The organism is Limnohabitans sp. TEGF004, assembly GCF_027924965.1.
In the GTDB taxonomy this organism is placed as follows: domain Bacteria; phylum Pseudomonadota; class Gammaproteobacteria; order Burkholderiales; family Burkholderiaceae_C; genus Limnohabitans.
This window is the reverse complement of record NZ_AP027056.1, coordinates 1,516,077-1,537,671: the sequence shown is the minus strand read 5'-3', so window position 1 is coordinate 1,537,671 and position 21,595 is coordinate 1,516,077. Positions and strand designations below refer to the sequence as shown.

The following is a 21,595-nucleotide window of genomic DNA, read 5'->3' as shown; positions in this document are numbered from 1 at the left end:
ATGGAAATGAACAATCAACTTTATACAAAGCGTCGAATCACCAGCCTATTGGGCTTGGTGTTTTCGATGACAGCGATGGCCATTGGCTTGGCTGTGTTGCTTTGGATTCTCTATGTCTTATTTGCCAACGGCCTGTCCGCACTGGATGCGAACTTGCTCACCAGTGATACACCAGCACCCGGCACCGAAGGCGGTGGTTTGCGCAACGCGATTGTGGGCAGCTTGATGATCGTGGGCTTGACCGTGTTGGTGTCCACACCCGTGGGCATCTTGGCCGGTGTGTACCTGACCGAGTACGGCGACGAAAGCAAAACGGCCGAGCTGACCCGCTTTGTCACCGACATCATGTTGTCTGCCCCCTCCATCGTGTTGGGCTTGTTTGTGTACGCGATTGCGGTGGCCACCGTGGGCAACTTCTCGGGTTATGCGGGCAGTTTGGCTTTGTCACTTATCGCGGTGCCCGTCATCATGCGCACCACCGAAAACATGCTGCGCTTGGTACCCGGCAGTTTGCGCGAAGCCGCATTTGCCTTAGGCGCGCCACGTTGGAAGGTGTCCACCTTCATCACCTTGCGCGCCGCCAAAAGTGGCGTGATGACTGGCTTGTTATTGGCGGTGGCCCGCATCAGCGGCGAGACCGCACCTTTGTTGTTCACTGCGTTGAACAACCAATTTTTCAGCACCAACATGGGCGCACCGATGGCCAATTTACCTGTGGTGATTTTCCAGTTCGCCATGAGCCCCTATGACAACTGGGTGCGCTTGGCATGGGCTGGTGCGCTGCTCATCACATTGACCGTGCTCGTGCTCAACATCTTGGCACGTGTGTTCTTCCGCGACAAAGTCAGCTCGTAATTTCAATTGGATTTAAACATGTCTGAAATCAAAACAGCACCCAAAAACGCCATCGAAGTTCGCGACCTGAACTTCTTCTATGGCAAGTTTCAAGGCTTGCGCAATGTCACCATGGACATTGCCGAGCGCAAAGTGACCGCCTTCATTGGCCCATCAGGCTGCGGCAAGTCCACCTTGCTGCGCACCTTGAACCGCATGTACAGCTTGTACCCAGGCCAACGTGCCGAAGGTGAAATCAACTTTTACGGCCAAAACATTTTGGACCCCAAGCAAGATTTGAACTTGCTGCGTGCCCGCATTGGCATGGTGTTCCAAAAGCCCACGCCGTTCCCGATGACCATTTACGACAACATTGCCTTCGGTGTGCGTTTGTACGAAAACCTCAGCAAAACTGAGATGGACGAACGTGTGGAATGGGCCTTGACCAAAGCAGCGCTTTGGACAGAAGTCAAAGACAAACTCGGCCAAAACGGTTTGTCACTCTCTGGCGGTCAGCAGCAGCGTTTGTGCATTGCGCGCAGCGTGGCGGTGAAGCCCTCGGTCTTGTTGTTGGACGAGCCCACCTCGGCGCTGGACCCTATTTCGACTGGCAAGGTGGAGGAGTTGGTGCACGAACTCAAGGCCGACTACACCATTGCCATCGTGACCCACAACATGCAGCAAGCTGCGCGTTGCAGCGACTACACGGCCTATATGTATTTGGGTGAATTGGTGGAGTTTGGCGAGACCGAGCAAATCTTCTTCAAACCCAACAAAACCGCCACAGAAGACTACATCACTGGCCGCTTCGGCTAATTAGGAGAACACCATGCCAGAAAAACACCTGTCCTCACAGTTTGATTCCGACCTCAACAACATCTCTTCGCACGTGATGGAGTTGGGTGGTTTGGTGGAATCACAAATTCGCCAAGCTGTGTTCGCTTTGTCTCAGTTCAGCCCCGAAGCGGCTGACGATGTGTTGGTGACTGAAAACAAAGTCAACAGCTTGGAAGTTGAAATTGACCGCGAAATCGCATCGGTCATTGGCCGACGCCAACCGACGGCACGCGATTTGCGCTTGCTCATGGCCATGTCCAAAACCACCGCCAACTTAGAGCGTGTGGGCGACGAGGCGGCCAAGATTGCCCGCATGGTCAAGTCCATCATTGAAGGCTCGGCACCACGTTCTTTGCCGTCTAGCGATTTGCGTGTGTCGGCTGATTTGGCTTCGGGTTTGTTGCGCAAAGCGTTGGATGCGTTTGCGCGTTTGGATGTGCCGATGGCGGTGAGCATCTTGCGCGAAGACAACGAAATCGACAAAGAGTTCGACGGCTTTGTGCGCAAGCTCATCACTTACATGATGGAAGACCCACGCACCATTTCGGCCAGCTTGGACTTGTTGTTCATTGCCAAAGCGATTGAGCGCATTGGTGACCATTCCAAAAACATTGCTGAATTCATCATCTACATCGTCAAGGGTGAAGACGTGCGTCACACCCCCTTGGCGGATGTCGAATCGTCAATGAGCTGATTGAAAGTTTTTGGACAATGAAAATTGCACGCGTTTTGGTGGTTGAAGATGAGTCAGCGATTGCTGAACTCATTTCAATCAATTTGCGCCACAACGGCATGCTGCCGATGTTGGCGGGTGATGGTGTGGCTGCGCAAAAGCACATCGACGAAGTGTTGCCTGATGTCATCTTGCTCGATTGGATGCTGCCAGGTCAAAGTGGTTTAGAGCTGGCCCGTCGCTGGCGTGCCGATCCACGTACCAAAACCACGCCGATTTTGATGCTCACTGCACGCGGTGATGAGCCCGACAAGATTGCAGGCTTGGATGCCGGTGCGGATGACTACATTACCAAACCGTTTTCTACCCAAGAGCTGTTGGCCCGTATCCGTGCCGTGTTGCGCCGCCGCGCCCCTGAGCAAGCCAGTGATGTGGTGCGCATTGGTGGCTTGCAGTTGGATGGTTCTACGCACCGTGTCAGCTTCAACGACCAAGGCATCAAGCTTGGTCCCACGGAGTTCAAGTTGCTCAACTACTTGATGCACCACGCCGAGCGTGTGCACAGCCGCAGTCAGCTGCTAGACCGCGTGTGGGGCGACCATGTGTTCATCGAAGAACGCACGGTGGATGTGCATGTCAAGCGTTTGCGCGAGGCTTTGGGTGATGCGGGCAGCATGGTTGAGACCGTTCGTGGCGTAGGATACAGAATCACCCATCAGATCTAAACCGATGCAAGGTTCCTGTGATTAGTCGCTTTCTCTCGTTTCTTTCCCTCTTGGCCTTTGGCGCCGCGATTGGTTTTTCGTGGGCTGTCATGGGGGATCAGCAACTGCGATCACTTTATGTGTTGCTTGGTGCGTTGATCGCGGGCTTGCTTTGGATGTTGGTCGATGCATGGCGTGGCTATCGCGTGCGTTCTTGGTTGCGTCATGGTGATTTGGCCATGGCGCCGCAAATGTCAGGCTGGTGGGGCGTTGTCCTAGATCGTGCCCGTAAGCTCTTACGCGACCGTGAGCGCAACATCAATGCTGGCGAGCAACGACTCAAAGATTTCCTCTCTGCTATTCAAGCCTCACCCAACGGTGTGCTGATGTTGGATGCCCAGGCACAAATTGAGTGGTGCAACCAAACGGCAGCTACTCACCTAGGTGTTCATCCTGAGCGTGATGTCATGCAGCGCGTGGGTAATCTACTTCGCGATCCCATTTTCACGGCCTATATGGCAGTTGAAAATCCTGTGGATCCTGTGGTGATTGCGGGCCATCGACACCGTATGGAGCGGCCTGTGCTCATCTCTGTGCAGCGTCATCGCTATGGCGAAGGAAAGCAGTTGCTGCTCACACGTGATGTCACGTTGCTGGAGCAAGCTGAAGCCATGCGCCGAGATTTTGTGGCCAACGTGTCGCACGAAATTCGAACCCCTTTGACGGTGATGTCTGGCTTTGTCGAAACCTTGCAAACGCTACCACTGACCGCCGACGAGCAAAAACGCTATCTGGCCTTGATGGCAGTGCAAGCCGTTCGCATGCAGGGTTTGGTGGAGGACTTGCTCACCCTCTCTCGCTTAGAGGGCAGTCCGGTGCCTAATTTCTTGAACACAACGCCCTTGATGAGCTTATTGAAAACCTGCGAGTCTGAGGCACGCGGACTCTCCGATGTCATTTCTCAAGGTGCCGCAGCTCAGATTATTCAATTTGAAGTGAATCCTTTGCTTGGCGGTGCATCGTTGATGGGCGAGGCGCGTGAACTGCAAAGTGCTTTGTCCAATTTGGTGAGCAACGCCGTGCGTTACACCCCAGCAGGTGGACAGATCCAGGTCAATGTCGACCAAGGGATTGATGGCAGCTTGTTCATCGCCGTTCGTGACACAGGACCAGGGATCGCTGCAGAGCATTTGCCGCGCTTGACGGAGCGTTTTTACCGTGTCGACCGAAGCCGCTCACGCGAATCGGGAGGCACAGGTTTGGGTCTGGCGATTGTCAAACACGTGATGCAGCGTCACGGGGGTAGCTTGTCGATCACCAGCGAGGTGGGGCAGGGGTCGTGCTTCAAATTAGTTTTCCCATCGACCCGATGGTGCCAGCCCACTTAGGCCGAAACCACGCGGCACTCACCGCAAAAAAAATGGTTGGCATTTAAGAAACGGCGAAACGAGCCACTCGATCTTGGCTTGTGTGTGCCGCATTTGATGCAACTCATCATCTCGCCCGTTCTGCCAGTGCCCTCAAACGGAGAACCATTTTTCTTCTTGCTGTAACGCAAGCCATCGTCTTTGATTTCAGAAGAATCGTGTTTGTGATAAGTCATGTCGGTGTTTCGCATTATTTTTTAAGGCGGCGAGTTTCGAAATGCTTGAGCAAGACGTAGGTGATCAAGCCGATGAACGCTGAGCCCACCAAAAAACCACCGAACGCCAACGGCCAAGGCGTGCCTTCAGTCATCATGGAGAACTCAGACATGCCGCCGACACCAGCCAAAATATTGATAGGCATGAACACCACGCTGAATACGGTGAGCTGATTCACGCGTTTGTTTTGGTTGATGTTGATGAAACCAATGGTGGCGTCCATCAGGAAGTTGATCTTGTCAAACAAGAAGGCGGTGTGGCTGTTCAGCGAGTCAATGTTGCGCAAAATTTGTTTGGCATCAGAGATTTGATCTGGTGTGAGTAAGCGTCCTCGCATTAAGAAACTCAAGGCACGCTGTGTATCCAAAATATTACTTCGGATGCGACCGTTTTGGTCTTCCTCCTCAGCAATGTCTGCCAGTATTCCTGCGGCTTCTTGGTCGGTGATGGCCTCACTCAACACATGGCGACCGACGATCCCGAGTTTGGCGTAGATGTTTTCAAGCGAATCAGCTGACACCTCGACGTCTGCGCCGTACAGATCTAACAAAAGGTCGATGCAGTCGGTGACATAGCCAGGTTGCGTGAGTGCTCTGCGCCGTTGTAAACGAAACACTGAAAGCTCTTCGTTTCGCAGTGAAAATAAAACGCCACCGTGCAAGATAAAGGCAACGGGCACACTCTTGGAGTTGCCATCGCGATCGAATAAAAAATTCGAGTGCAAATGAATGTCGTCGTTTTCTTCCACATGAAAACGTGCACTGACCTCTAGATCTGTTGCTTCAATTGGATCGGGTAACTCAACGCCGAAGTGTGAACCGACAAAAATTCGTTCGGCTTTGGTCGAGTTGATCAAGTCCACCCAAATGGGTTTGGCTCCTTCCAAGTCTTGACGGCCTGAAATGGGGATGCTTTTGAGCCGACCATCGACGAGTTCATACACATTGATTTTGCTGTCTTCAAAATCGGGTTGTCGATCTCCTGCAAGCGCCATTCGCCGCTCATCAGAAATTTCCCAAAGTACATCGTTTTCACGTTCCGTGGGAATCTTGTGCCAAAGCTTCATTGCATCTTCTAATGGCAATGCATCAAGGTAACTTCCGAGTTCGGTCGCGCTTTGTTTGGCAATGAAGTTTTGCAACTCTGCATCATGTTGTTTTTGAAGCAAGGATTCAACAAAATCGTGCTTGTGCATGTGTTGGCTGTGGACCATGCCATCCACTAATTTTTGTTTGTTCAACATATCGATCAAATTTTTAAGAGACATGTAGCGTGATGACTGTTTTATTTCCCTGATGACAATACCGCTTGTGAACTGGCGGCTCATGGTCGTATCTGGTTCCAACAGATGAGGACCAATCGCATCCCTTATGCGCAGGCGTTCTTTCAGAGGTAGCGAGAGAACTTCAAAAACAGAGCGGTTAGCCAAATGCTCATACAAAGAAGAATGCTCAACAGAACAGCTGCGCTCCCTAAGTCTTTGCAACGCTTAGAAAGATCGTGCCATTGGGGGCCAACACGATCAATGGCGGACTCTAAGCCCGTGTTTAAAAGTTCGACTGTCAAAACGAAAATCACCGATCCTGAAAGAACTGAAATCTCAACCCAGTTGTTACCTAAGTAAAACGACAACGGAATCAACACGAAAGCAAGATAAGCCTCTTGCTTGAACGCAGGTTCATGCATAGCAGCTTGCAAACCTTGTATGGAGTAGCCAAATGCATGAATGACACGGTTTAAGCCGCGCCTTTGCTTTTGTAGGTTTTCATGATGGGTCATGGATAGATTTCAGGAACAACCATGTCGTCTGGTACGGGATGGCGGATGTAGTCTGGATTTCGTACACGCGCAGGTAGTTCAATTTCTGGATGTGCGATTTCGTGATAGTTGAAATGCGTCAGCAAGTGATGAATGCAATTTAGACGCGCACTTTTCTTGTCAACTGCTTGCACGACCCACCATGGCGCTTCTGGGATATGTGTGCGTTCAATCATGGTTTCTTTGGCAACGGTGTAGTCTTCCCAGCGACGTCGGCTTTCTAAGTCCATGGGGCTGAGCTTCCACTGCTTCAAGGGGTCGTGAATGCGCCCCAAGAAGCGCGCATGTTGTTCATCGTCCGTGATGGAGAACCAGTATTTGATGAGTGTGATACCGCTGCGTGCCAACATTTTTTCAAACTCAGGCACGGTACGGAAAAATTCTTCGTATTCGTCGTCGTTGCAAAAGCCCATCACACGCTCTACGCCTGCACGGTTGTACCAACTGCGGTCAAACAACACAATTTCGCCCGCAGCGGGCAGATGCGCCACATAGCGCTGAAAGTACCACTGCGTACGCTCGCGGTCGTTGGGGGCGGGTAGGGCAGCTACGCGGCACACGCGTGGATTGAGGCGTTGGGTGATGCGTTTGATGACACCGCCTTTGCCCGCAGCGTCGCGGCCTTCGAACAAGATCACCACTTTTTGTTTGGTGGCCACAACCCAATCTTGCAGCTTGACCAGTTCGCCTTGTAAACGCAGCAATTCGCGGAAATATTTCACGCGGTCTGTGTTGCTGCCTTCTTCGTCGATCGACATTTCAAGCTCTTCGTCCAGCGTGTCCAAGAGGTCATCGCGCAGACGTTGAATTTGTTCTTCATCCAGTTGGTGTTTGTCAGCCATGGTCATTTCCTTTTATGCACATCATGGCAATTCACTGTTTCAGTTTGATGACGCAATGTCATCGAATATTCACATGACAGATCTACATTTTTGAATTCTGTTCATGGCCGACTCTGAAGAGGTGTTCTTATTACTTACTCTCGCCTAATTCCACTTTTGGCTTTTTCACTCTTGTTTTCAGGATGTGCCGTTCGTCCGTTTGTGGTGGACCAAACGGCTCAAGCCCTATCGGCACAACCCATGTCCAGTGAAGATGATTTGCAACTGGCACGTGAAGCCAGTGCTTTTTATCTCAAGTTTTCAGAGTCCATCTTGAAAGAAACACCGGGCCATTTGAAGTTGGCCGAGTCGGTGTCTGCTGGGTTCACGCAATACGCCTATGCCTTCGTCGCGTTTGATGCTGAAAAAATCGATACCAAAAATCCCAAAGTTGCTGCCGACATGCGCGAACGTGCGGCCCGTTTGTATGCGCGTGCACATCGTCACGCGATGACCGCGCTTGAGCGCAGTCACCCAGGTTTTTCTGACGCTTTGCGAAAACCCGATGCCAAGAACCCATTGCAATTGACGAAGGCCCAAGTGCCTTTGGCTTATTGGGCGGCGGCCTCACTCGGTGGTTGGATTTCGATGTCCAAAGATGACCCAGATCTGGTGGCTGATTTACCGCTGTCCATGCGATTGGCCGAGCTGGCTTGGCAAACCGACCCCACGTATGGGCAGGGTGCATTGGCCAGTTTGATGGGCACTTTAGAAGCGGCCAAAGTGGGTGGCTCACGTCCCAAAGTGCAGGCTTATTTCGATCAAGCGATCGTCTTGGGCCAAGGCAAAGAAGCGGGCCCACTGGTGGCCAAGGCCGAGGGCGTGGCATTGCCTGCGGAGGACCGAAAGCAGTTTGAACAGTTGCTGCAACAAGCGCTGGCCATTAGCCATGCGCATCGCAGTTTGCAAAACGAAGTGATGCGCGAGCGTGCGCAATGGTTGCTCTCATCCGTGGATGAACTTTTTTGAAAGATTTGAATGTCTCAATTGATGAAATCGTTTTTACAAGTGTGCGTTGTTGTCGGTTTGGTAGGCAGCCAAACAGCCTGCTGGGCGGCCCCTGACAAGCAGTTGCGCTTGGGGACCTTGGCACCTAAAAATTCGCTGTACCACCGCCAATTGATGGAAGTGGGTGAGGCGTGGCGTGTGGCCCAAGGTGGCAATGCCAAGTTTGTGGTGTATCCCGATGGCAGTCAAGGCGGTGAGACCGAGTTGGCTCGCCGCATGCGCATTGGTCAGTTGCAAGGGGCCTTGCTGTCGGTGGTGGGGTTGCGTGAAATTGAGCCGTCAATTTCGGCCTTGCAATCCATGCCATTGCTGTTCAAGTCGTGGGAAGAGGTGGACTATGTACGCGAAAAAATGCGCCCCGCCATGGAGAAAAAATTCCTCGACAAAGGGTTTGTCGTGTTGGCTTGGGGTGATGCGGGCTGGGTGCGTTTCTTCTCGAAAGACCCCGCCTTCAAACCTGAGGACTATCAAAAAATGAAATTCTTTGCATGGGGCGGTGAGGCCGACCAGCAAGAAATCATGAAGAGCATGGGTTACACGCCTGTGCCCCTAGAAACCAGCGACATCTTGCCGTCGGTGCAAACGGGCATGATCAATGTGGTGCCATCCACGCCTTACTTTGCCTTGGCCAGTCAGGTCTACACCATGGCGCCCAACATGTTGGAAATCAACTGGGCGCCGATCGTGGGTGCATTGGTGGTCACAAAGAAATCGTGGGACGACATGACGCCCGAAGCGCAAGCCGCGGTGCGTGTCGCCAGTGACAAAGCGGGTGCGCAACTTCGTGCCAAAGCGCGCCAAGAAGTCGAAGAAGCCGTGGACGCCATGAAAAAGCGAGGCTTGGTGGTCAACAAGCCCAATGCCGAGCAAATGCGCGCATGGAACGACTTGGCCGAAAAACTCTACCCACGCATTCGCGGGACTTTGGTGCCTGCGGATACCTTTGACGAAGTGTTTCGCCACTTGAAGGCTTACCGCGCAGGCAAAACCAAATGATGGGCCGACTTCTCCGTGGCTTGACGCAGGCCGATGCCGGTCTGGCCGCTTTGGCCTTGGCCTTGATGGCGGTGATTCCGTTGGTCGAAATTTTGTCTCGGCCTTTGATGGGCAAGGGCATTGATAACGCACCGGTGGTGGTGCAGCACTTGGGTTTGATCATGGCCATGTCGGGTGCGATTGCGGCTGAGCGCTTTGGACATTTGACGAGCTTGGGTGTGATGGTGCCGCGTTTGTATGCGCTGGGGCAGTTTGGCGCTGCCGTTGTCTGTGGTGTGTTGGCATGGGCAAGTGGTGCATTGGTGTTCAGCGAAATGTCGGCTGAACAAATGTTGGCTTACGGCATGCCTGTGTGGTGGTTCCAAGCCACGATGCCTGTGGGCTTTGCACTGTTAGGGCTGAAGTTGGGGGCGCGTTGCAGCCAGCAGGTGGGCGCTCAGTTCTTATTCGCGTTGTGTGCGCCTGCGTTGGGCGTTGTCCTCGCTTACAGCTTGGATGGTGAAGCGTTGCCGCTTTGGCCTTGGGTCATAGGTTTGGTGTTGATGCTGTCGTTTGGCGCCCCTATTTTTGCGGTGCTGGGTGGTTTGGCATTGGCCTTGTTTTGGCAAGATGGTTTGCCATTGGCGTCGATTGCTTTGTCGCATTACCAAATCACGGTCAACCCGTCGTTGCCAGCGTTGCCGCTGTTCACGTTGGCTGGGTTGATATTTGCAGGCACAGGGGCTGCACAGCGTTTGGGTGCTGTATTTGTCGCGTTATTTGGTGGCGGTAAAACCGGCACCGTCATTGCCGCCACGGTGTTGTGTTCATGCTTCACGGCGTTCACGGGCGGCAGTGGCGTGACGATTTTGGCCTTGGGTGGTTTGTTGTTGCCCTTGCTGCAAGGCGTGGGCTACCCAGAGCGCAAAGGCATCAGCTTGGTCACCAGCGCCAGTGCACTGGGGGTGTTGTTGGCACCCTCGGTACCACTCATCATGTACGCCATCATTGCGCGTGTGCCGATCAACACCATGTTTTTAGCAGGCATCGTGCCTGCGGTGGTGATGGTGGTGTGTTTGCTTATTTTTGGCGGCTATTTACGCCGCGATGTCATTCGCCCTCGTTCCACAGACGGACCCGCATTCAGCATGGCCACTCTGCGCCATGCGGCTTGGGTGGCGAAGTGGGAGTTGTTGGCGCCCGTCGTGGCGATTGGTTCTTTGGGCACTGGCTTTGCCACGCCCACCGAGAGTGCTGCGCTGACCGCGATGTATGCCGTGCTCACGCAGGCGTGGGCACACCGAGAGTTAGATGCGCAGAAACTCGGCGCGTGTTTGTCGCAATGCACCCAAATCATTGGCGGTGTGATGTTGATTTTGGGCATGGCTTTGGGCTTGACCAATTATTTGGTCGATGCAGGCATTCCAGACTTAGCGACCGAGTGGGTACAAAGCGTCACGCAAAACAAGTGGGTGTTTTTGTTGGCGCTCAATGTGTTCTTGTTTGCCGCAGGTGCCTTGATGGAAATCTATGCGGCCATTGTGGTGTTGGTGCCTTTGTTGCTGCCCTTGGCCATCAGCTATGGCATTGACCCTGTGCACTTTGGCATCATCTTTTTGGCCAACATGGAGATGGGCTTCCTGTGTCCACCTGCAGGGATGAATATTTACTTTGCCTCTGCGGTGTTCAAGCAACCCATTCGTACCGTGGCTGCTTCTGTGGCCCCTGCCTTGGTGGCTATCTTTGTGGGCACCTTGCTGATTTCTTGGCTGCCGCTGTTGGCCACAGGTTTACCAAGTTTGATGGCCACATTTATGCGTTGAGCATTTCCAGTTGATTGCTGACACTGCGATGCGACAAATGCGCCAAGGTTCTGCGCGAATGTCCTTGCGGTGACAGCATCTCACCTGCATGAACTTTGGCATGAATACCTTGAGAAGTCATCACTTGGTGCAGCGACTGCACAAAACCAATGTCATCAATGAAAGCCGCCTTCAAACACAACGCTCCTGTGTGTGGATGAGTGTAGCGAATTGCCAAGGGTTGAATTTGGATATGGTAGTTGATGGCTGCCTCAAATAAATTGGCATGAAACAAACTGACTGCGCGGCCCTCGCTGCTGGTGCCTTCTGGAAAACCTGCGACGCAATAGCCGTGATGCAGTGCGCTTGACACATCATCCACCATGCGACGTGCAGAGCTGGGTGAACCTCGGTCGACAAACACCACGCCGCATGCTGTCGCAATGCTGCCAACGATGGGCCAACGCTTGACCTCAGCCTTTGCCACAAAGATGCTGGGTTGAATGGATTGAATGATGAGCGCATCTACCCAAGACACATGATTGGCCACGAACATGAGAGGGGCCTCAGATTGCTCAATCTGTGTCAGTGCGGTTTCGTGAACAACCTGAATGCCAAGAATTTTTAATGTGTGTTGAGACCAAGCTTTGATTTCTTCAAGCTTGGTGTCGCGGCTCAGTCGCGGGAACTTGACCCACAAAATCCAGAAGGCGCGACCAAAGGCGTGTACGAGTCTTAAATATTTAATCAGCATAGTTGGCTGATGAGCATAGGCTTGGTGTATGACAAATTGGTGAATGTGTGATGCTGTTTTGTCACGAATATTTCACGCAATCTTCGCGGTTAATTCACATGCCCTGATAAGAATCAGCGCATTGATTTACCAAGGAGCAATCATGAAAGAACTGCCAAACCCCACCATGCCGCTGTCGTTCATCGATATGCCTCGGGGGTCGCTTCATCGAAACGATCTTGACGCTCAAAAAGTTTCTGTCACGGCCCAAAAAACTGAAGCTCGCCCAGCCCTGATTGTTGAGTGGGCCAAGCACCAAGACGAGGTGCGTGAGGCGCAGCGTCTGCGTTATGACGTGTTTGCCACCGAGATGGGTGCGCGTTTGAAAGACAGCATTCCAGGTCATGACATTGATTTGTTCGATGATTTTTGTGAACACCTCATCATCCGCGACGATGTGACTGAGCAAGTCATCGGTACCTACCGCGTGCTGACACCTGCACAAGCCAAACGCATTGGCAGCACGTATTCTGATTTGGAATTCGATTTGACCCGCTTGCGTCAATACCGCGAACGCATGGTTGAGTTGGGGCGTAGCTGTGTGCATCCGGATCATCGACATGGTGGCGTCATCATGGCTTTGTGGGGCGCGCTGGCTGAGTTCATGGTGCGTAACAAACTGGATGTGATGATTGGGTGCGCCAGTATTCCCATGCTCCACCAAGGTGTGGTGAGTGGTGAAGTCGCCGCAAGCATTTGGCATCAGTTGAAGAAAACACACCTGGCTGGTGTTGAAAACCAAGTGACACCACGTTTGGCGTTGCCTGTGGAGCAGTGGGAAGTCAACCCTGCATTTGAGCCGCCCGCGCTCATCAAAGGTTATTTGCGTTTGGGTGCGAAAGTGTTGGGCGCCCCTGCATGGGACCCAGATTTCAATACCGCTGACTTGCCGATGTTGATGAAGATCAACGACATGCCGCCGCGCTATCGCAAACACTTCTTAGGCGCTTGATGCATTACAGAGCCATCTTCATCTCCGATTTGCACCTGGGTACACCTGGATGCCAAGCCGACGCTTTGTTGGACTTCTTGAAGGAGAACACCAGCGACTATTTGTATCTGGTGGGCGACATCATTGATGGCTGGCAATTGCGTCGCCGTTGGTATTGGCCCCAAGCACACAACGATGTGATTCAAAAGTTATTGCGCAAGGCGCGTAAAGGTTGCCGTGTCATTTATGTGCCGGGAAACCACGATGAATTTGCACGGCATTTCTTAGACCACCATTTTGGCGGCATCGAAGTGGTGGAAGAGGCTGTGCATAAAACGGCGGATGGTCGTCAGCTCTGGGTGATCCATGGCGACTACTTTGATGCGGTGGTGCAACAAGCCAAGTGGCTCGCGTATGTGGGTGACTATTTGTATGAGTTCACACTCAAGCTGAACCGTTACTTGAACAACATGCGCGGTCGTTTGGGTTTGCCGTATTGGTCGCTCTCGGCTTACTTGAAGCACAAGGTGAAAAAAGCCTTGAACTACGTCACTGATTTTGAGAATGCAGTTGCCCATGAAGCCGCCAAACAAGGCTATCAAGGTGTGGTGTGTGGGCATATCCACCGTGCTGAAATTCGCGATGTGAATGGCGTGTTGTATTGCAACGATGGTGACTGGGTGGAAAGCCGTAGTGCATTGGTCGAGAACGCACAAGGTGAGCTGTCATTGCTGTATTGGAAAACCGAGCCGATGGTTTTAGAAAAACCTCAATTGGCTAAAGCCGCATGAAAATTGCCCTCATCACCGACGCATGGCGTCCCCAAATTAACGGTGTGGTGACTACTTTGGTAGAGCTGGTGGATCAGCTCAACGCCAAAGGTCATGTGGTGGAGGTGATTCATCCTGATTTATTCAAAACGCGGCCTTGTCCCGGTTATGCGGGCATTGATTTGGCCGTCAAACCTTATCCACAGTTGGCACGCCAATTGGATGCATTTGAGCCTGATGTGATTCATGTGGCGACCGAGGGGCCTTTGGGTTGGGCTGCGCGAAAGTATTGCTTGAAGTATGGTTTTCCGTTCACCACGGCATTCCACACCCGATTTCCTGAAGTGTTGAAAGCAGCTTTGCGCATACCGCTTTGGCTAGGTTATGCCATCTTCCGTCGCTTTCATAAACCATCGGCAGGTGTGTTGGTTCCTACGCAAGGTGTGATGCGTTTGTTAGATGCTTGGGGTTTCAAAAATTTACGCAGCTGGACGCACGGTGTAGACATGCGTTTGTTTGGCTATGCAGACACGGTTGCTCAACATCCTGACCTCAATGATTTGCCTCGCCCGATTGCCTTGTATGTGGGGCGTGTGTCGTATGAAAAAAATATCGACAGTTTTTTGGCCATGCCCTGGCACGGCAGCAAAGTGGTGTGTGGTGTGGGACCTCTTGAGAAAGAGCTGAAAGACAAGTTTCACCACGTACGCTGGTTGGGTGTTTTGCCAAGGGATGAGCTGGCTCGTGTGTACGCCAGTGCTGATGTGTTCACGTTTCCCAGTCGCAATGAAACCTTTGGCTTGGTCATGCTCGAAGCCATGGCCTGCGGCACACCTGTGGCCGCTTACCCTGTAGATGGCCCCTTAGAGGTGTTGCGTCCTGATGCGGACTACCCGCACCAACGCAAGGGAGGTGTGTTGCACGAAGACTTGGCTTATGCCAGTTTGGAAGCTTTGAAAGTGCCACGCTCAGAAGCGCGTGTTCAAGCGCTCTCTTTCAGTTGGGATGAATCCACGCGACTGTTTGAGCAGCATTTAGTTCGGATTCGCCGCAACATTTGTGTGGGCGAGGAGGTTCATCCGTGAGCCCCCTCTATTTTTTACCCAACAGCATCAGCGACCCTAGCTTTGAAACTTATTTGCACGATACGCATCGCTTGATGGATTACCGCGATGTCAAAGAGCAGTTGCTACCCAAGCTGATCGAATCTATCGATGCTTTCTCTCAGCACATGCATTGCCGGTTTACTTGCACCAATCGCTTTGAGGGGCAACTCCCTGCCATACGCATTCAGTCGCCTGTGGGCTTTGTGCCAGATGTGATTCATATTGAGTTTCCACACCGTCACGAATCGTTCGTGGTCAAGCAAGCCGGTCAAGAATCGAAGTTGCAGGGGATGGAAAACTTAACCAATCACTTACGTGTCGTTCTGATGATGGGGCTTGCACATTGGCAACCGACGTGAATAACTATTTAAATGCCGCATGACTCTTGGAGTCATTTTTTTTTGCCTGAACGTCATTGAATTGACTTCATTTCTTCTTATTCCTTTCATCATGTTCTGCAACGATGAACGCATTCAGGAGGAAATTTATGCGAGTCACCGTCATCGGTTCTGGTTATGTGGGTTTGGTCACAGGCGCATGTCTGTCTGACCTAGGTTTCAAAGTGGTATGTCTTGACAAGGACGAAGACAAGGTCAAGATGCTGCAAGCCGGCGAGGTGCCTATTTACGAGCCTGGCTTGAAAGAGTTGCTGTCACGCAACCACGCAGAAGGTCGAATTCGTTTCACCACCGATGCGCAGCTGGCCATTGACCATGGCGATATTTTGTTCATTGCGGTGGGCACACCCGCACAAGAGGATGGTTCAGCAGACTTGGCGCATGTGCTGTCTGTGGCTTCCATGGTGGGACGCAATCTCAAAGACTTCAAGCTCATTGTGAACAAATCGACCGTGCCCGTTGGTACAGCTGACCGTGTGCGTGCAGCGGTGAAACACGAGTTGACACAACGCGGCATGTCCAGCGAAATGTTTGATGTGGTGTCTAACCCTGAATTCTTGAAAGAGGGCGCAGCCATTGATGACTTCATGCGCCCTGACCGCATCGTGGTAGGCATTGACGATGGCATTCATCACGAAAAAAGCCAGCGCATGATGGGCGATTTGTACGCCAGCTTCAACCGTCACCATTCACGCACGGTGTGGATGGACGTGCGCAGTGCGGAGCTCACCAAGTACGCCGCCAATGCCATGCTGGCCACACGCATTTCTTTCATGAATGAAATTGCCAACTTGGCCGATGCACTTGGTGCCGATGTAGACCAAATTCGTCGTGGCATTGGTGCAGACAACCGTATTGGTTATAGCTTCTTGTATGCCGGGTGCGGTTATGGCGGCAGTTGTTTCCCCAAAGATACGCAAGCACTGGTGAACACTGCGCAAGCGCTCGGTCAACACATGAGCGTGGTGGGCGCTACGGAACAAGTGAATGAACGTCAAAAAACATTGCTCGTAGATCGTTTGGTCAAACGTCTAGGAAATGACTTGACTGGTCGAAAAATTGCTGTGTGGGGTTTGGCCTTCAAGCCCAACACCGATGACATGCGTGAGGCGCCGAGCCGTGTGGTCATCAAGAGCTTGTTAGAGCGTGGTGCTCACGTCACCGCCTATGACCCTGTAGCTGGTCACGAAGCGATGGTGGCTTTGAGACTTGACTGCATGGGCCAAGAAGCCTTGTTGAACAACTTCACCTTGGTGGCGCATGACATGGATGCTTTGCACGGGGTGGATGCTTTGATGGTGCTGACTGAGTGGAAGAATTTTCATAACCCAGACTTTCAAGCCATGAAGTTGTGCATGCGCACGCCGTACATCTTGGATGGTCGTAATTTGTACAACCCCGATGCCTTGGCCGATTTAGGAATTGCTTACCAAGGTGTCGGGCGTCGCAATGAGTTGATCAACCTCAGCGTTGAACCTGTGATGCTGGAGACGCCCGTACTCAATGCCTAAAGGCTTTTACTTTTTAATTGGTGCCCAGTTCGCCTCGGGCCTCGCCGACAACGCACTGCTCATCCTAGGCATTTACTTTTTGAATGAGCAAGGCTACCCAGGGTGGTGGGCACCTTTGTTGAAGTTCTCGCTGACATTGGCGTATGTGCTCTTGGCATCCGTGGTGGGGCCTTTGGCAGATGCGTTTTCTAAAAGCCGTTTGATGGCGTGCATGAACGCACTCAAGATGGCTGGCGTGTTGCTGCTGTTAGCGGGTGTTCACCCCTTGTTCGCTTTTGCATTGATCGGGCTTGCCGCATCGGTGTATGCGCCTGCAAAGTATGGATTGGCCACTGAGGCTGTGCCTGCACGTTTGTTGGTGCGTGCGAATGCGTGGATAGAAGTGTCGATGGTGCTGTCGGTGATTTTTGGTATTGCCTTGGGTGGCGCATTGACAGGTTTGTCTGAGGTGAGTGCTCCTAGGGGGTTTGCTGTTGCTACCCAAACGTGGCCTGCCATGGCGGTGGTGATGGGGGTGTATCTGACCGCTGCGATGTTGAATGTCGGCCTCTCGCCCATGGACAAACGTGGGGCCATCGAACCTTTGACATGGCACGCGGTACGAATCGGTACGTTTTGGAAATCCAATCAAAAGTTGTGGCGTGACCCGCTGGGTGGGGTGTCGTTGTATGTCACCACCTTGTATTGGGGCGTCGGTGCGGTGATGCAGTTTGCGGTGCTTTTGTGGGCGCAGGGATCGCTGGGTATGACACTCAAGTTCGGTGCGTACTTACAGGCTTTGGTGGCCGTGGGTGTGATTTGGGGCGCCTACATGGCTGGACGGTCATTCAAGCTGCATTCGGCCCGACAGGCTTTGCCTTGGGGCTTGTGGTTGGCGGTGTTGTTGCCGCTGATGGTCACCATTTCAAACCTGTGGCTGGCCATTGCGCTGTTGTTGTGCGTCGGTGTGGCGGGCGGTATGTTGTTGGTACCCATGAATGCCTTGCTGCAATACCGGGGCGTGCAAGTGCTCAGCTCGGGCCGGTCGATCGCCGTTCAGGGCTTCAATGAAAACCTCAGTGTGCTGTTGATGTTGGCTGCCTACAGTGCTTTGTTGGCTTTTGGTATGTCACTGACCTACATCATGCTGCTGTTGGCGGTCATGTTGGTTGCAGGCATCGCGCCGCTTTGCCTGCTGCTTTGGCGTCGATTGCGCTGATTACGCCATCTCGATGGTGCGTTGGAAGATGTCTTCGACTTGTGCCGCAATTTCATCCCAACCCAAATGCGCCACGCTGGCACGTGTGAATTCACGTGCTAGACGCAAGGTGTTGGTCTCTCGGGTGATGTCCACGGCACGTTGGATGTAGGTTTGTGGTTCGTGGCTGTCAACCAGCCAGCCATTTTTGTGATTTGTGACGAAGTCACTGGCGGCTGCACAGTCAAATGCCAACACGGGAGTGCCACTGGCTAAGGCTTCTAAGGTGACGTTGCCAAATGTTTCCGTCAAGCTGGGAAATAACAGCAAGTCCGCGCTGGCGTACAAGGTGCTTAATTGATCGTGGCTACACATGCCCATGAAGATGGCATCTGGGCACTTCGTTTCAGTCAATGCGCGCATGGGGCCATCACCTGCAAACACCATTTTCACGCGTCGGCCTGCAGCGATGAGAGCTTGGTAGGTTTGAATGGTCAGGCCTAAGTTCTTTTCTGCAGCCAATCGACCGACCGACAGCAGCACCATCGTGTCAGGTGTGACGCCCCAGCTGGCTCGCATCACGTCGCTGCGCTTGTCGGGGTGGAACAGGTGAGTGTCCACGCCGCGTGCCACCACTTTGAGGTTTTTAAAACCCATGGTGTCCAGTTGATACTTCATCGCCTGTGTGGGCACCATGGTGAAGGCGGTGCGGTTGTGAAACTTGCGCAGGTAGGCTGCGATGGGTTTGCTTAACCACCCCACGCCGTAGTGTTGGCAGTAGCTGTGAAAGTTGGTGCGGAAATCCGAGGTCACAGGCAAGCGAAGAATGTGTGCCGCTTGCAATGCCGACCAGCTCAGCGGGCCTTCTGTGGCGATGTGGACCAAATCGGGGCGCTTCGTGCTCCAAGCTTTGAGCAGAGCTTTTTTGCTAGGCAAGCCGAGTTTGAGCTGTGGGTAGCGAGGAATCGGCAGCCCGCGCAATAGCAATTCAGACCAGCCCGATTGCACTTGCCCTTCGTCATGTTTGTCTTGACGTGGACGAATCAGTTGAATGGTGTGGTGTCGTAGACCCAAATGATGAACCAGTTTTGCCAACGTCACAGCCACGCCGTTGACTTCAGGGGGCCAGGTTTCGGTCACAACGGCAATGCGCAAGAAGCGTTGTGCGGGTTCAAAGTTTTCAACTGTGATGGGTATGTTGGGTGATCGTTCCATGCAGCCATGTTTGCTGTTGAATTTAACAACTTGATGACATGACAAGAATTTGATGTTTTTATTTCATCTGTCTATTGGTGTGGTTTGTCACCGATTTTTCACATGACAAGCTCATGATTGCGGTGTCTTGAAACACATGAGGAAGAACAGACGTGAAAAACTTTTTAGAAGCCTTGCGTATTCAGCGCTGGGATGACCATCGCTATTACCACCACTGCCGCATCAATCAATCTTTGCATTTGCTCAGTGCGATTTGTTTTTTGATTTCATACGCCTTGTTGTTTGTCAATCCCGCTTGGGCCGCTTTGTTGGCTTGGTTGGTGTCGATGGTGGCGAGGCAATCGGGCCATTTCTTTTTTGAACCCTTGGGCTATGACCATGTGAACGAAGCTAGCAACGATTTCAAGGAAGAAATCAAAGTGGGTTTTAACCTACGCCGTAAAGTGGTGTTGCTCAGCATTTGGGTGTTGTTGCCACTGGTGATTTATTACTTCCCTGGCATGTTGGATGTGGTGCCTACGCATGAAACATGGGTTGAGTTTTCAGAAGCTGTGGGCTACTCGTGGTTGGCCTTGGGCGTGAGTGGTTTGTTGTTTCGCACCATCCATCTTTGTTTCATCAAAGATGTGCAAACCGGTTTGGTGTGGATGACCAAAATTCTCACAGACCCATTTCACGATGTGTATCTGTATTACAAAGCACCTTTGCAGTTGCTGCGTGGTGAGCGTTTTGACCAAAACTTCTTGAACGCAAGCCACTAAACGGCTTCTTTCATACAAGGCGTTCAGGTGAATTCACCTGAACGCCTTTTGTTTGATCACCGCAAAGTGCTTTTTCGGAAAATTGTTTCTTTCAAGATGCTGCGACGGATGTTCTTGTTGGTCAGTTCGGGTGAATGCCACCACCAGCCATCATTCTTCATTTGTGTGGCGGCCATGACAAAGCGTTGCACCACGGTTTCGAAGTCATCGTCGCTGTAGTTCAGGCTGAAAATCAAACGACCTGTGCCAACCCAGCTCAATGCCAAGCCATGGATGCGCAGGTAGTACTGCAGCATCCAGTGGTAGCGACTCGGTTGTGTGTAAAAGAGGGTCCACACGCTCGACATGTTTGCGGCTTGTAAAGGAATTCCGTTCGCTTGCATGACACTGTTGAAGCGTTGTGCCCTTGCATTCCAACGTCCATCTAAACCTTCGTAAATGGCTTGAATGTCAGGTGTTTCTATTTGGTCTAAAAAAGCAGACATAGCACCCATCACCACGGGATGTTCTTTGAAGGTGCCGCGTGCAAAGCAGATGTCAGCAGGGCGGTCTGGGTGGAAACGGTGCATCCATTGTTTTTTGCCACACACCACGCCTACCGGGAAGCCTCCGCCCAGTGTTTTGCCGTAAGTCACCATGTCGGCTTTGACGCCGAAATATTCTTGTGCGCCACCGGGGGCTAATCGAAAGCCTAAGAAGACTTCATCAAATATCAGCACCACACCGTTGTCAGTGCATGCTTGACGCAGCTTATGCAGCCATTCGGTGTAAGCCTGACGGTTGTACGCTGCTTGGCGACTGCCGTCGACCAAGGTGGTATCACCTGGCGCATTGGCGTTGGGGTGTAGGGCTTGTAGTGGGTTGACCAACACGCAGGCAATATCTTTGCGCGAACGAATCACGTCCAAGCTGCGCTCGCTCATCTCGCTGAGGGTGTAGGTTTCGCGCGGAGGCATTGGGTTGCCTGGGCCTGGCTGAACGTCTTCCCACCAACCGTGATAAGCGCCACAAAAGCGCACCAAGTTTTTACGCTTCGTGTGGTAGCGAGCCAAACGTACGGCCTGCATCACAGCTTCAGTACCAGACATGTGAAACGACACCTCATCCATGCCTGAAATTTTCTTGAGGCGCTCTGCATTGCTGGCCACGCATGGGTGATAAGCGCCCAGCGTGGGGCCTAAGCTTTGCGTTTTAGCCAAGCCGTCGGTCATGGTTTTTTTATAAAAATCTGCACCAAACACATTCACACCATAAGAACCAGTCAGGTCGTAAAACGATTGGCCGTCTAAATCGGTCACGTAAACACCCGTGGCTGATTGCAAGAACGATCCCACCTTCAAATGTTCTTGGACCAAGGGGCTGAACTGAAAAGGGACGCGGTAAGCGGAGATGAACTGCATGTCCGAGATGTTCTCTCGCGCTGCTGCTGTGGCTTGAATGCTCAAGGGGTGACGCGCTTTGAGCACTTCGGCGATCTTGAAAAAAGCTTGTCGACGAAGATTTTGTACGTCGAATGGCGCGTTGTCACATTTAAAGAACATTTGCTCATCAAAATGGTAGCCGGGCAACAGGCGGGCCAAACGTTTGGCCATGCGTGAGTGACCTGCCAGCGATCGGTGCTTGGCGCGTGAGAGTTGTAGTCGTCGATAGATAGACGGCGCCAATGTCGCCAATACGCCCAAGCTCATCCAAGTGGTGTTCACAGTCAATTTCCTTGTGTAAGAGATCTACCTTTGTATTTAAATTAAGTGACAAGAC

General features: G+C 52.3%; 22 protein-coding genes. 15 read left to right on the top strand and 7 right to left on the bottom strand.

Annotated elements, in window-relative coordinates:
* The 5 genes from pstA to phoR all read left to right on the top strand — a co-directional run bounded on the left by pstA (position 1) and on the right by phoR (position 4,436).
* The gene (pstA, locus tag LINBF2_RS07235; RefSeq protein WP_104797254.1) at positions 1-855 is read left to right on the top strand and encodes a phosphate ABC transporter permease PstA; all 855 of its coding nucleotides are present in this window, start codon (positions 1-3) and stop codon (positions 853-855) included.
* A gap of 18 nt (positions 856-873) precedes the next feature.
* Positions 874-1,650 (top strand): phosphate ABC transporter ATP-binding protein PstB, encoded by a 777-nt coding sequence (gene pstB / locus LINBF2_RS07230; RefSeq protein WP_104797255.1) that lies wholly within the window; start codon positions 874-876, stop codon positions 1,648-1,650.
* Positions 1,651-1,663: 13 nt separating this feature from the next.
* Positions 1,664-2,365 carry a phosphate signaling complex protein PhoU gene (gene phoU / locus LINBF2_RS07225; RefSeq protein WP_104797256.1) on the top strand — a complete coding sequence of 234 codons (702 nt, stop codon included), beginning with the start codon at positions 1,664-1,666 and terminating at the stop codon, positions 2,363-2,365.
* Positions 2,366-2,382: 17 nt separating this feature from the next.
* Positions 2,383-3,069, top strand: coding sequence for a phosphate regulon transcriptional regulator PhoB (phoB, locus tag LINBF2_RS07220; RefSeq protein ID WP_281887817.1), 687 nt, complete (start codon positions 2,383-2,385; stop codon positions 3,067-3,069).
* An 89-nt stretch (positions 3,070-3,158) separates the two neighbouring features.
* Positions 3,159-4,436, top strand: a complete 1,278-nt coding sequence (gene phoR / locus LINBF2_RS07215; RefSeq protein WP_281887816.1) for a phosphate regulon sensor histidine kinase PhoR — start codon at positions 3,159-3,161, stop codon at positions 4,434-4,436.
* On the opposite strand, the gene LINBF2_RS07210 is transcribed toward phoR, so the two are convergent.
* Genes LINBF2_RS07210 through ppk2 form a run of 4 tightly spaced genes read right to left on the bottom strand, consistent with a single transcriptional unit; the run spans position 4,433 to position 7,351 of the window.
* Positions 4,433-4,666, bottom strand: a complete 234-nt coding sequence (locus LINBF2_RS07210; RefSeq protein ID WP_281887815.1) for a hypothetical protein — start codon at positions 4,664-4,666, stop codon at positions 4,433-4,435. The two genes, phoR and LINBF2_RS07210, sit on opposite strands and share 4 nt — an antisense overlap.
* Positions 4,666-6,132 carry a CorA family divalent cation transporter gene (locus LINBF2_RS07205; protein WP_281887814.1) on the bottom strand — a complete coding sequence of 489 codons (1,467 nt, stop codon included), beginning with the start codon at positions 6,130-6,132 and terminating at the stop codon, positions 4,666-4,668. The genes LINBF2_RS07210 and LINBF2_RS07205 overlap by 1 nt, the downstream gene beginning before the upstream one ends.
* Positions 6,078-6,470 (bottom strand): diacylglycerol kinase, encoded by a 393-nt coding sequence (locus LINBF2_RS07200; protein WP_281887813.1) that lies wholly within the window; start codon positions 6,468-6,470, stop codon positions 6,078-6,080. Before LINBF2_RS07200 ends, LINBF2_RS07205 begins: the two co-directional genes overlap by 55 nt.
* Positions 6,467-7,351, bottom strand: a complete 885-nt coding sequence (gene ppk2, locus LINBF2_RS07195) for a polyphosphate kinase 2 (RefSeq protein ID WP_281887812.1) — start codon at positions 7,349-7,351, stop codon at positions 6,467-6,469. The genes LINBF2_RS07200 and ppk2 overlap by 4 nt, the downstream gene beginning before the upstream one ends.
* 156 nt (positions 7,352-7,507) lie before the next feature.
* On the opposite strand from ppk2, the gene LINBF2_RS07190 reads away from it, so the two are divergent.
* Genes LINBF2_RS07190 through LINBF2_RS07180 form a run of 3 tightly spaced genes read left to right on the top strand, consistent with a single transcriptional unit; the run spans position 7,508 to position 11,196 of the window.
* Positions 7,508-8,359, top strand: a complete 852-nt coding sequence (locus LINBF2_RS07190; RefSeq protein WP_281887811.1) for a TRAP transporter TatT component family protein — start codon at positions 7,508-7,510, stop codon at positions 8,357-8,359.
* A 9-nt stretch (positions 8,360-8,368) separates the two neighbouring features.
* Positions 8,369-9,394, top strand: a complete 1,026-nt coding sequence (gene dctP, locus LINBF2_RS07185; protein ID WP_281887810.1) for a TRAP transporter substrate-binding protein DctP — start codon at positions 8,369-8,371, stop codon at positions 9,392-9,394.
* On the top strand, positions 9,394-11,196 hold the full coding sequence (locus tag LINBF2_RS07180) for a TRAP transporter large permease subunit (protein ID WP_281887809.1): 1,803 nt from the start codon (positions 9,394-9,396) through the stop codon (positions 11,194-11,196). Before dctP ends, LINBF2_RS07180 begins: the two co-directional genes overlap by 1 nt.
* On the opposite strand, the gene LINBF2_RS07175 is transcribed toward LINBF2_RS07180, so the two are convergent.
* Positions 11,186-11,929 carry a lysophospholipid acyltransferase family protein gene (locus LINBF2_RS07175; RefSeq protein WP_281887808.1) on the bottom strand — a complete coding sequence of 248 codons (744 nt, stop codon included), beginning with the start codon at positions 11,927-11,929 and terminating at the stop codon, positions 11,186-11,188. The genes LINBF2_RS07180 and LINBF2_RS07175 overlap by 11 nt on opposite strands.
* A gap of 142 nt (positions 11,930-12,071) precedes the next feature.
* Between LINBF2_RS07175 and LINBF2_RS07170 the strand changes: the two genes are divergently transcribed.
* The 6 genes from LINBF2_RS07170 (at position 12,072) to lplT (ending at position 17,882) form a co-directional block, all read left to right on the top strand.
* On the top strand, positions 12,072-12,920 hold the full coding sequence (locus LINBF2_RS07170) for a GNAT family N-acyltransferase (protein WP_281887807.1): 849 nt from the start codon (positions 12,072-12,074) through the stop codon (positions 12,918-12,920).
* Positions 12,920-13,690: a UDP-2,3-diacylglucosamine diphosphatase gene (locus tag LINBF2_RS07165; RefSeq protein ID WP_281887806.1), complete on the top strand. Its 771-nt coding sequence runs from the start codon at positions 12,920-12,922 to the stop codon at positions 13,688-13,690. The genes LINBF2_RS07170 and LINBF2_RS07165 overlap by 1 nt, the downstream gene beginning before the upstream one ends.
* Positions 13,687-14,754 carry a glycosyltransferase family 1 protein gene (locus LINBF2_RS07160; RefSeq protein WP_281887805.1) on the top strand — a complete coding sequence of 356 codons (1,068 nt, stop codon included), beginning with the start codon at positions 13,687-13,689 and terminating at the stop codon, positions 14,752-14,754. Before LINBF2_RS07165 ends, LINBF2_RS07160 begins: the two co-directional genes overlap by 4 nt.
* Positions 14,751-15,134, top strand: coding sequence for a hypothetical protein (locus tag LINBF2_RS07155; protein ID WP_281887804.1), 384 nt, complete (start codon positions 14,751-14,753; stop codon positions 15,132-15,134). The genes LINBF2_RS07160 and LINBF2_RS07155 overlap by 4 nt, the downstream gene beginning before the upstream one ends.
* A 128-nt stretch (positions 15,135-15,262) precedes the next feature.
* The gene (locus LINBF2_RS07150; RefSeq protein ID WP_281887803.1) at positions 15,263-16,684 is read left to right on the top strand and encodes a UDP-glucose/GDP-mannose dehydrogenase family protein; all 1,422 of its coding nucleotides are present in this window, start codon (positions 15,263-15,265) and stop codon (positions 16,682-16,684) included.
* A complete protein-coding gene (gene lplT / locus LINBF2_RS07145) occupies positions 16,677-17,882 on the top strand; it encodes a lysophospholipid transporter LplT (protein WP_281887802.1) in 1,206 nt (401 codons plus the stop codon). Before LINBF2_RS07150 ends, lplT begins: the two co-directional genes overlap by 8 nt.
* Here lplT and LINBF2_RS07140 read toward each other — a convergent pair whose 3' ends face one another.
* Positions 17,883-19,076: a glycosyltransferase family 1 protein gene (locus tag LINBF2_RS07140; RefSeq protein ID WP_281887801.1), complete on the bottom strand. Its 1,194-nt coding sequence runs from the start codon at positions 19,074-19,076 to the stop codon at positions 17,883-17,885.
* A gap of 152 nt (positions 19,077-19,228) precedes the next feature.
* On the opposite strand from LINBF2_RS07140, the gene LINBF2_RS07135 reads away from it, so the two are divergent.
* Positions 19,229-19,837: a hypothetical protein gene (locus tag LINBF2_RS07135; RefSeq protein WP_281887800.1), complete on the top strand. Its 609-nt coding sequence runs from the start codon at positions 19,229-19,231 to the stop codon at positions 19,835-19,837.
* A gap of 56 nt (positions 19,838-19,893) precedes the next feature.
* Here LINBF2_RS07135 and LINBF2_RS07130 read toward each other — a convergent pair whose 3' ends face one another.
* A complete protein-coding gene (locus LINBF2_RS07130; protein WP_281887799.1) occupies positions 19,894-21,540 on the bottom strand; it encodes an aminotransferase class III-fold pyridoxal phosphate-dependent enzyme in 1,647 nt (548 codons plus the stop codon).
* Between the last annotated feature and the right edge of the window lie 55 nt (positions 21,541-21,595).